The following is a 9,224-nucleotide window of genomic DNA, read 5'->3' as shown; positions in this document are numbered from 1 at the left end:
CGTCATGATGGAGATGACGGTAGTTTTTATCGTTAAAAACCAGAATATCTGTCATCATAGCAGCAATGACGACACTTTTCTTATAAAAAATAGCGATAAAGTACCGTCATCATGATGATGACTCAATCAAAAAAGGCTTATTCGCCCCTTAGAAGCGAATAAGCCTAGCATAGTAATTATTTTTCAGGTGGTTGCGTTAATTCTTCACCATTTTTTCCTTGGTAGCGTAAGCCCCAGCCAGTTAATGCGGCAATGAGCATGACAATGACTAAAAACCAGCCTTGGAAGACAAATGGGAACACAGCTGTTGGTGCAACAACGGGTAGCCATTCATATGTTCCCTGCATAGTCTGAATGGTTGACCAACCGAGTAAAACGGGCGCGCCCCATGGGAAAATATAGCCTAAGGCGGATGTTACCGCATCAAGCATATTGGCTCGGCGATAACGATGAATCTGATACTTTTCGCCAATTTCACGAACGAAAGGTGCTGCGGCAATTTCAGCAGCTGTATTAATTGTAATGGCACTATTGAGTAAAGCAACAATGGCCCACATGGCAACCTCTGCTCGTCGAACCGAGCGCTTAATCCATTTGGTTAACGTTTCTGTCACTGCACGCATGGTGCCACCTAGTTTGAGTAAATGGGCAGCGGCAACAATGAGTAGAATTAAAATCGCCATATTTACATAGCCAGTAATACCATCAATCAAAGCACCTTCCACGACTGCATCTGACTCCGAATTGAAACGAATAATTTCAGAAAAATCAACCGTTGGCATAAAGGAAATCGTAAGTAAAGCAACAATAATGCCCCATGTTAACGACGTGATAATATGATGACCAGCTAACGCAAGTGTTAACACAACGGCAAATGGTATTAACATAATCAATCCTGAAGCGCTGATATCACCATCTAAAGATACTTGCTGATCGATGGAGCTACCGCCGCCAAATGCAATAAATATTATTAATGTCGGAATTGCTGCCGTTACTGCATATTTAAAACGGCTACGAACAACACCAGGCACATCTGCATCTTGTGTCGTTGCTGAAACAATCGTTGTATCTGACACTGGTGCTAAGTTATCACCGAATACAGCCCCTGCTAAAATCGCAGCAAATAGCATTGTTGGATCTGCTCCTACAGCTACACCAGCTGGATACATTAAAGTGCTAAATGCAACCGTCGTTCCATAACCGGTCCCGACTGCAGTTGAAAATACGGCCGCTAGTAAAAAGGTGAGTCCAACAAAGAGTCCACCGGTGAAACCTGTGATGGCACCGACCCAAACTAATCCTTCGACTAAACCGCCAACTTGTAAGACTTGAGCAAACATCCCGGCGTAAAACCACGCCACCATTGCGACAACGCCAATGGGTTGTGCCAGTCCATCAAACAGCCCTTGTGCATAATCGGCCCATTTACTTTTACTGAAGAAAAGACCAAGTGAAATTCCGATAATGGCCCCTAATACTAATCCGATCTCCGATGATAATTTCAGGACACTTGTTGTAATCGCCCATATGACAAAAAACAGTAAAGGTACTGCTGCTCCGAAAGCTCCTAGACGAAAGGACAGGGAAGTAACACTTGTATTTCCAGTAGCTTGTTCTAAATTCTTTTCCTGTTCCATTTCGTTCACTCCTCACTTTATATTTTATACATTCCATTAGAAAAAACCTTACCTATTTTATCACAAACATCAAGTCCCCTGTAGTATTTTTTATCAATTGACAGATTTTTCAACGATCGATCTAAGATGATTTCTTAAATACTATCAAAAGTTAAATATAGAGGGAATGATAACGGTTAAAAATGTCAGAAAAATAAAAAAAATCTGTCAGAAAACCTAACACAAAAATAGTGGCACCTTACATGCTTTGTTACTCTGTATCATGTAATCAATAAAAACATTGGGGGATAAAACATGAGAAAGCCATTCATCGCATTTGTATTATTGGGATTATTTTTATGTGTGCTTGCTGCATGTTCGGCTTCAGAGAACGCAGCCAATGCAAATGAACCAGAAGAAACGGATAATGAATCAACTGAAGACACATCTACTGATAACGGAGACACGATTAAAGTCGGTATTCTTCATTCGTTGAGCGGAACGATGGCGATTAGTGAAACATCGGTCCAACAAGCTGAATTACTAGCGATTGAAGAGATTAATGAAAATGGTGGTGTTTTAGGTAAACAACTTGAACCCGTTGTAGAAGATGGCGCATCCGATTGGCCAACATTTGCTGAAAAAGCTGGCAAATTATTAGAACAAGATCAAGTAGCGGCGATTTTTGGTGGATGGACATCGGCAAGTCGTAAAGCCATGCTTCCAGTTGTGGAAGAAAACAACGGTTTACTCTTCTATCCAGTGCAATATGAAGGAATGGAGAGTTCGCCAAATATTTTCTATACCGGAGCTGCTCCGAACCAGCAAATCGTACCGGCAGTCAATTGGTTGTTAGAGAACAAAGGAGATTCTTTCTTCTTATTAGGATCTGATTATGTATTCCCACGGACAGCGAATGCAGCGATTAAGGCGCAGCTAGAAGCCAAAGGTGGTGAACTTGTTGGTGAAGAATATACACCGCTTGGACACACTGATTACAACACGGTCATTGCTAAGATTCGAAGTGAACAGCCGGAAGTCATTTTTAACACGTTAAATGGTGACAGTAACGTTGCTTTCTTTAAACAGCTCAGTGATGCTGGTATTACGCCAGAAGACACAACAGTATTATCAGTGAGTGTTGCTGAAGAAGAGATAAAAGGGATCGGTGCAGAAGTCATTGAAGGTCACTTAACAAGCTGGAATTACTATCAGACGACTGATACGTCTGAGAATGAAGCATTTGTCGAAAATTATAAAGCAGCCTATGGCGATGATGCGGTAACCGCTGATCCCATTGAAGCGGGTTACTTTGGCGTTCACCTTTGGGCAAAAGCAGTTGAAAAAGCTGGAACAACCGATGTAGAAGCTGTGAAAGAAGCGGCCAAAGGAATCAGCTATGATGCGCCGAACGGAACAGTCACGATTGACGGAGATAATCAGCACGTATATAAAACAGTGCGCATTGGTGAAGTACAAAGTGACGGGATGATCGAACAAGTGTGGCAATCAGAAGAACCGATTAAACCTGATCCATTTTTAGAAGGTTATGACTGGGCGAATGAGTTAAGTGAATCATTAGCCGAATAATAAAATGAAAAAACAAAGGGGATCGCTACTTGTAGCGTGAACCTGCGTTTTTCTTTCACTGAAAGTTCACATTGATTGTTAATAAAACATACATCAGATGAAAGAACCAAACCCGAGGAATAGAAAGGGATGTTTGGATTGAATGAGGTATTCATTACATTGTTTAACGGAATTAGCTTAGGTTCAGTGCTTTTATTAATTGCACTTGGTTTGGCCATTACATTTGGTTTAATGAATGTGATTAATATGGCACATGGGGAGTTAATTATGGCTGGTGCTTATATTACGTATGTGATACAAAATCTATTTTTATCCTATGCACCTGCAAAATATTTTGATTGGTATTTTCTTTTAGCAATACCTGTCGCTTTACTTGTCTCAGCTGGTATTGGTGTATTGATGGAAACGACATTGATACGACACTTATATAAGCGTCCGCTCGATAGCTTATTAGCCACATGGGGAGTCGGCTCATCTTACAGCAAACGGCACGGTCCATTTTCGGTGCACCAAATGTCGGTGTGGAAAGCCCAGACTTTTTAAGCGGAGGCTTAATGGTAGGTTCATTAAGCCTACCGTATTCACGATTATTTATTTTAGCATTGTCGATCGTTTGTTTAGTTAGCATTTATTACTACTTTTACCGTACAGCAAACGGCAGGAGAACACGAGCGGTCATGCAAAACCGCCAAATGGCTGAATGTTTAGGTGTATCAACAAGAAAGGTGGATATGATCACCTTTGCGATTGGCTCTGGCTTTGCTGGTGTAGCAGGATGTGCGTTAACGTTACTAGGTGCTATTGGGCCAACGATAGGTACGAACTATATTATTGATGCGTTTATGGTCGTTGTCGTTGGTGGTGTTGGTGCATTATTTGGTGCGGTTGCAGGAGCATTTGGGATTGGGATTTTTAATACGGTCTTTGAATATGTCACCAGTGCATCCATCGGTAAAGTACTTATCTTCTTATTAATTATTGCTTTTTTACAATGGAGACCATCTGGACTTGTCGTATCAAGGTCTCGATCACTAGATTAAAAATGGGAGCGTTGAAACATGCAAAGTACAATTATTCAGAAGTTACTGGGTCACCGGATCATTTTTAGTATTCTATTTATCTTGTTGTTAACAGCTCCACTTTATTTATCTGATTTCCGCTTGAATTTGCTAGGAAAATTTCTCGCATTTGCGATACTAGCCATCGGTCTTGACTTACTGTGGGGTTATACAGGTGTATTAAGTTTAGGACATGGGATTTTCTTTGGCTTAGGCGCTTATTGTATGGCGATGTATTTGAAATTGGAAGCCAATGCAGGAGGGTTACCAGACTTTATGACGTGGAGTGGGATGAGTGAGCTACCTCTCATCTGGTTACCTTTTCAGTACCCAATTGTCGCGATAATACTTGGAGTTTTATTTCCAGCGTTTCTCGCTTTTGTCCTTGGATCATTAACATTTCGTAATCGGATTAGTGGTGTGTATTTTACAATTCTATCACAAGCACTTGTGTTAGTTTTGGTGACCTTATTTGTCGGTGCGCAAAATTTAACCGGAGGAACGAGCGGACTGACCAATTTTGAGACGTTATTCGGTATTCCGATGAATGAAGCGTCGACACAAACGATGTTTTATATAATAACTGTTGTTGTGCTCGCTGCGATCTTTTTGGGTTGTCGACGTCTTGTGAATGGGCGGTTTGGCAATGTATTGATTGGTATTCGTGATGGTGAGAACAGAATGCGGTTTTTGGGATATAACCCATCTGCTTATAAAACATTCATTTATACATTGTCTGCAGCGATTGCTGGAATGGCTGGAATGTTATTCGTATTACAAGTGGGAATTATTTCACCGACGATGATTGGTATTATTCCTTCCATTGAAATGGTTCTTTGGGTCGCTCTTGGCGGACGTGGAACGATAATCGGTCCAGTCATCGGTGCTGTATTAGTGAATGCAGCCAAAACCGGTTTTAGTGAGTCCTATCCAGATATTTGGACGTACTTTCTCGGACTATTATTTGTTCTGGTGGTGGTATTTTTACCAAAAGGATTAACTGGTTTATTTGAAACATGGAAGGCAAGGAGGAAATCGCAAAATGTCGGAAAACATGTTGACGTTGCAAAAAGTTACCGTTGATTTCAGTGGATTTAAGGCCATTAACGAGCTTGATTTTCAAGTCGCTCCGAACAATGTTCATTTCGTTATCGGGCCCAATGGAGCAGGAAAAACGACATTGCTCGACTGTATATGTGGCAAATCAAGAGCTACTTCTGGTGCTATTCTGCTTCATGGCAAGAAAGATTTAACCAAACGGAGTGAAGAGAAAATCGTTCATCAAGGCATTGCTCGTAAGTTTCAAGCACCGTCTATCTTTCATAAGTTAACGGTTATGGAGAATTTAGAAATTGCCATGAAACAAAAGAAACGATTATTTGCAATGATGAAAGCAAAATGGACGAAGACAGAAAAACAATCGATTCATGACATGCTAGATTTAATTGATTTAATAGAAGAAAAAGATGAACTTGCAGGAACGTTAGCACATGGACAAAAACAATGGCTTGAAATCGCAATGGTATTAGTTCAAGAGCCAGATATCGTTTTACTTGATGAGCCAATTGCTGGTATGTCCAAGAAAGAACGAGACAAAACCGGTGAATTAATTACGAAAATTGCTGAAGATCGAGCGGTTTTAATCGTTGAGCATGACATGGACTTTGTAAAGTCGTATGCCGATATTGTCACGGTCATGCATGAAGGACAGGTACTATTTGAAGGGAGTATGGACGAGGTGCAGAATGACCCGAAAGTTCGTGAAGTGTACTTAGGCAGAAAGGTGGAAGAAGATGCTGACAATACAGGAGCTTGAGGCTGGATATGATGAGAGCATGGTCATCCGTGATATCAATATGCATGTGGATGACAATCAGGTGATTTGTGTCATGGGTCGTAATGGTGTAGGAAAGACGACTTTATTAAAAACAGTCATAGGAATTCTTCACCCGGAACATGGAAGCATTCAATTCAATCAAACCGACATGACAACATTGAAACCTTCACAGCGTGCCAAGATGGGAATCGGCTATATACCACAAGGAAGAGAGATTTTTCCGAAATTAACGGTGCATGACAATTTATTACTTGGATTAGAAGCGGGCGATCAGAAGACGATTGACGAAAAAGTGTATGCGTATTTTCCGATTTTAAAAGATTTCACCAAGCGAAATGGTGGTGACTTAAGCGGAGGACAACAACAACAGTTAGCCATTGCCCGTGCACTCGTATCACAACCTTCGTTTTTATTATTGGATGAACCGACTGAAGGCATTCAACCAAATATTGTTCAAGAAATTCAAGATGTGATTCTTGATATTAAACAATCATCAGACACATCCATGATCCTTGTCGAGCAAAATCTCGATTTTGTAAAAAATGTGGCTGATTATGTTTATGTGATGGATCACGGATCGATTGTTTATGAGAGCGCAGTTGACGATATCGAAGATGAAACCATTTATCGTTACTTAAGTGTGTAAGGGAGGGAACGTAGATGAAATTGTCACCTGTTGAACAGGAGAAATTGATGTTATATGTGGCTGGTGATTTAGCGCATAAGCGAAAAGAAAAAGGCATTAAGCTGAATTATCCCGAGGCGATGGCACTTATCAGTTGCTATTTATTAGAAGGGGCACGCGAAGGAAAAACGGTCGCACAATTAATGCAAGAAGGGAAACAAGTTTTATCGGCTGAAGACGTGATGGAAGGCGTACCGGAGATGATTGAAAGTGTACAAATCGAAGCCACCTTCCCAGATGGAACCAAACTTGTTACCGTTCATCAACCGATTGTATAAAGTGAAAGACAACAGGAAAAACACAAGCCAACGAAAAGGAGGAGATCCATTGTGGTAGGAGGACTACGACTGCGAAATGAGTCAATTGAGATAAACAAGGGGCGACGTACATGCTCGATCACTGTTGCTAACACAGGTGACCGTCCGATCCAAGTCGGATCACATTTTCATTTTGCTGAAGTCAATCGTGAATTGCAGTTTGCCCGCGAGCAGGCGATTGGAATGCGCTTAAATGTTGCCGCTGGTACAGCCATGCGTTTTGAACCCGGTGAAGAGAAAGAAGTGGAACTTGTCGCAATTGCAGGCAATCAAAAGATTTTCGGCTTTAATAATTTGACAAAAGGGAGCATTGAGAATTTGAAAGACATTACCCATCGATTAGACGAAGCAGGATTTCAAAGAAAGGAGGGACGGTGATGAAGCTTTCTCGTTCTCAATATGCGGCGTTATATGGTCCGACAGAAGGTGATCACGTCCAATTAGCCGATACCGATTTATGGGTGGAGATTGAAAAAGACTATACGAGTTATGGCGATGAATCCGTTTTTGGTGGCGGTAAAGTGTTACGAGACGGCATGGGGCAAAGTAGTACGAAAACAAGAGATGAAGGTGTGCTGGATTTATTGTTAACCAATGCCTTAATTATTGATTATACCGGCATTGTTAAAGCGGATATCGGAATCAAAGACGGGCGTATTGTTGGAATTGGTAAAGGAGGGAATCCCGATGTTATGGAAGGTGTGGATGAACACTTAATTGTCGGTGCATCGACTGAAGTAATGGCTTGTGAAGGAAAAATGGTTACAGCTGGAGCGATTGATGCGCATATTCATTTTATTAGTCCGCAACAGATTGAAGTCGCACTAGCTGCCGGTTACACCACCATGCTAGGAGGTGGTACTGGACCTGCAACAGGAACGAATGCTACGACGTGTACACCAGGCGAATGGAATATTCAACGCATGCTTGAAGCGGCAGAAGAATATCCGATCAATATGGGTTTTCTCGGAAAGGGGAATGCATCTTCACCTGATCCGCAACGTGAACAAATTGAAGCAGGGGCTATTGGGTTAAAGCTTCATGAAGACTGGGGAACGACACCAGCAACCATCGATCAATGTCTATCAACTGCTGATGATCTGGATGTTCAAGTCGCCATTCATACGGATACGTTAAATGAGGCTGGATTTTTAGAAGATACGGTCCATGCAATAGGCAATCGCGTGATTCATACGTATCATACGGAAGGAGCAGGTGGTGGGCACGCGCCAGATATTATGAAAGTCGCATCGTTTTCGAATGTGTTGCCATCATCGACCAATCCGACACGTCCGTACACAGTGAATACGATCGATGAACATTTAGATATGTTAATGGTTTGTCATCATTTGGATCATAATGTCCCAGAAGATGTCGCTTTTGCTGATTCCCGTATTCGACCAGAAACCATTGCAGCAGAGGATATTTTACATGATGTAGGTGTCATTAGCATGATTGCTTCTGATTCACAAGCTATGGGGCGCGTTGGGGAAAGCATTACGAGAACGTGGCAAACCGCCGATAAAATGAAAAAGCAACGAGGGGCTTTGCCTGAAGATGATGGAACGAATCACGATAATACACGAGTAAAACGTTATGTCGCTAAATATACGATTAATCCTGCACGAACCCATGGGATGAGCCATGAAATTGGTTCCGTCGAATCTGGTAAACTAGCAGATTTGGTCATTTGGGATCGGAGATTTTTTGGTACCAAGCCTGAAACTGTGGTAAAAGGCGGGATGATTGCTTATGCGCAAATGGGAGATCCGAATGCATCGATTCCGACGCCGCAACCAGTTATGATGCGTCCGATGTTTGGAGCACTAGGAAAAGCTAAACATTCTACTTCAATGACGTTCATTTCTCGAGCTGCTTATGACAATGAAGTTCATCTAGCGTTAGGACTGAGGAAAAAAATCGGCGTTGTTCATAACTGTCGTACCGTTCAGAAAGAAGATTTGCCTTTTAATGATAAGACACCGAAGATCGATGTCGACCCTGAAACCTATGAAGTAAAATTGGATGGTGAATGGATAACTTGTGAACCAGCAAGCGAAATCGGACTCGCCCAACGGTATTATTTATTTTAAAACGCTGTTTTCTAAAAGGTTGTTGCTA

Annotated in this window: 8 protein-coding genes and 1 pseudogene; 8 read left to right on the top strand and 1 reads right to left on the bottom strand. The window is 41.6% G+C overall.

Features of this window, described 5'->3' with window-relative positions; all coding sequences use genetic code 11:
• Positions 1-176 precede the first annotated feature (176 nt).
• Positions 177-1,637, bottom strand: coding sequence for a Na+/H+ antiporter NhaC family protein (locus J416_RS14395; protein ID WP_003474679.1), 1,461 nt, complete (start codon positions 1,635-1,637; stop codon positions 177-179).
• A gap of 294 nt (positions 1,638-1,931) precedes the next feature.
• On the opposite strand from J416_RS14395, the gene urtA reads away from it, so the two are divergent.
• The 8 genes and pseudogenes from urtA (at position 1,932) to ureC (ending at position 9,196) form a co-directional block, all read left to right on the top strand.
• Positions 1,932-3,206, top strand: coding sequence for an urea ABC transporter substrate-binding protein (gene urtA, locus J416_RS14390; RefSeq protein ID WP_003474678.1), 1,275 nt, complete (start codon positions 1,932-1,934; stop codon positions 3,204-3,206).
• Positions 3,207-3,344: 138 nt separating this feature from the next.
• Positions 3,345-4,246 (top strand): annotated as a pseudogene (gene urtB, locus J416_RS14385) (urea ABC transporter permease subunit UrtB).
• Between the two features lie 18 nt (positions 4,247-4,264).
• Positions 4,265-5,347: an urea ABC transporter permease subunit UrtC gene (gene urtC, locus J416_RS14380; RefSeq protein WP_003474675.1), complete on the top strand. Its 1,083-nt coding sequence runs from the start codon at positions 4,265-4,267 to the stop codon at positions 5,345-5,347.
• The gene (urtD, locus tag J416_RS14375; protein ID WP_003474674.1) at positions 5,307-6,080 is read left to right on the top strand and encodes an urea ABC transporter ATP-binding protein UrtD; all 774 of its coding nucleotides are present in this window, start codon (positions 5,307-5,309) and stop codon (positions 6,078-6,080) included. The genes urtC and urtD overlap by 41 nt, the downstream gene beginning before the upstream one ends.
• Positions 6,058-6,747 carry an urea ABC transporter ATP-binding subunit UrtE gene (urtE, locus tag J416_RS14370; RefSeq protein ID WP_003474673.1) on the top strand — a complete coding sequence of 230 codons (690 nt, stop codon included), beginning with the start codon at positions 6,058-6,060 and terminating at the stop codon, positions 6,745-6,747. Before urtD ends, urtE begins: the two co-directional genes overlap by 23 nt.
• Positions 6,748-6,761: 14 nt before the next feature.
• Entirely contained in the window at positions 6,762-7,064 is a 303-nt protein-coding gene (ureA, locus tag J416_RS14365) for an urease subunit gamma (RefSeq protein ID WP_003474672.1), read from the top strand.
• Between the two features lie 48 nt (positions 7,065-7,112).
• Complete coding sequence (ureB, locus tag J416_RS14360; protein ID WP_040513727.1) at positions 7,113-7,481, top strand: urease subunit beta; 369 nt, start codon at positions 7,113-7,115, stop codon at positions 7,479-7,481.
• Complete coding sequence (gene ureC, locus J416_RS14355) at positions 7,481-9,196, top strand: urease subunit alpha (protein WP_003474669.1); 1,716 nt, start codon at positions 7,481-7,483, stop codon at positions 9,194-9,196. Before ureB ends, ureC begins: the two co-directional genes overlap by 1 nt.
• The last annotated feature ends 28 nt before the right edge of the window (positions 9,197-9,224 follow it).

The sequence above is a fragment of the Gracilibacillus halophilus YIM-C55.5 genome, from assembly GCF_000359605.1.
In the GTDB taxonomy this organism is placed as follows: Bacteria; Bacillota; Bacilli; order Bacillales; family Amphibacillaceae; genus Gracilibacillus; species Gracilibacillus halophilus.
Note: the sequence above shows the minus strand (reverse complement) of the source record. Positions and strands in the feature narration are given on the sequence as shown.

Excerpts from the sequence above, each read along its gene's own strand:
- J416_RS14395 (WP_003474679.1), bottom strand. The coding sequence starts at position 1,637 with ATGGAACAGGAAAAGAATTTAGAACAAGCTACTGGAAATACAAGTGTT.
- urtA (WP_003474678.1), top strand. The coding sequence starts at position 1,932 with ATGAGAAAGCCATTCATCGCATTTGTATTATTGGGATTATTTTTATGT.
- urtC (WP_003474675.1), top strand. The coding sequence starts at position 4,265 with ATGCAAAGTACAATTATTCAGAAGTTACTGGGTCACCGGATCATTTTT.
- urtD (WP_003474674.1), top strand. The coding sequence starts at position 5,307 with ATGTCGGAAAACATGTTGACGTTGCAAAAAGTTACCGTTGATTTCAGT.
- urtE (WP_003474673.1), top strand. The coding sequence starts at position 6,058 with ATGCTGACAATACAGGAGCTTGAGGCTGGATATGATGAGAGCATGGTC.
- ureA (WP_003474672.1), top strand. The coding sequence starts at position 6,762 with ATGAAATTGTCACCTGTTGAACAGGAGAAATTGATGTTATATGTGGCT.
- ureC (WP_003474669.1), top strand. The coding sequence starts at position 7,481 with ATGAAGCTTTCTCGTTCTCAATATGCGGCGTTATATGGTCCGACAGAA.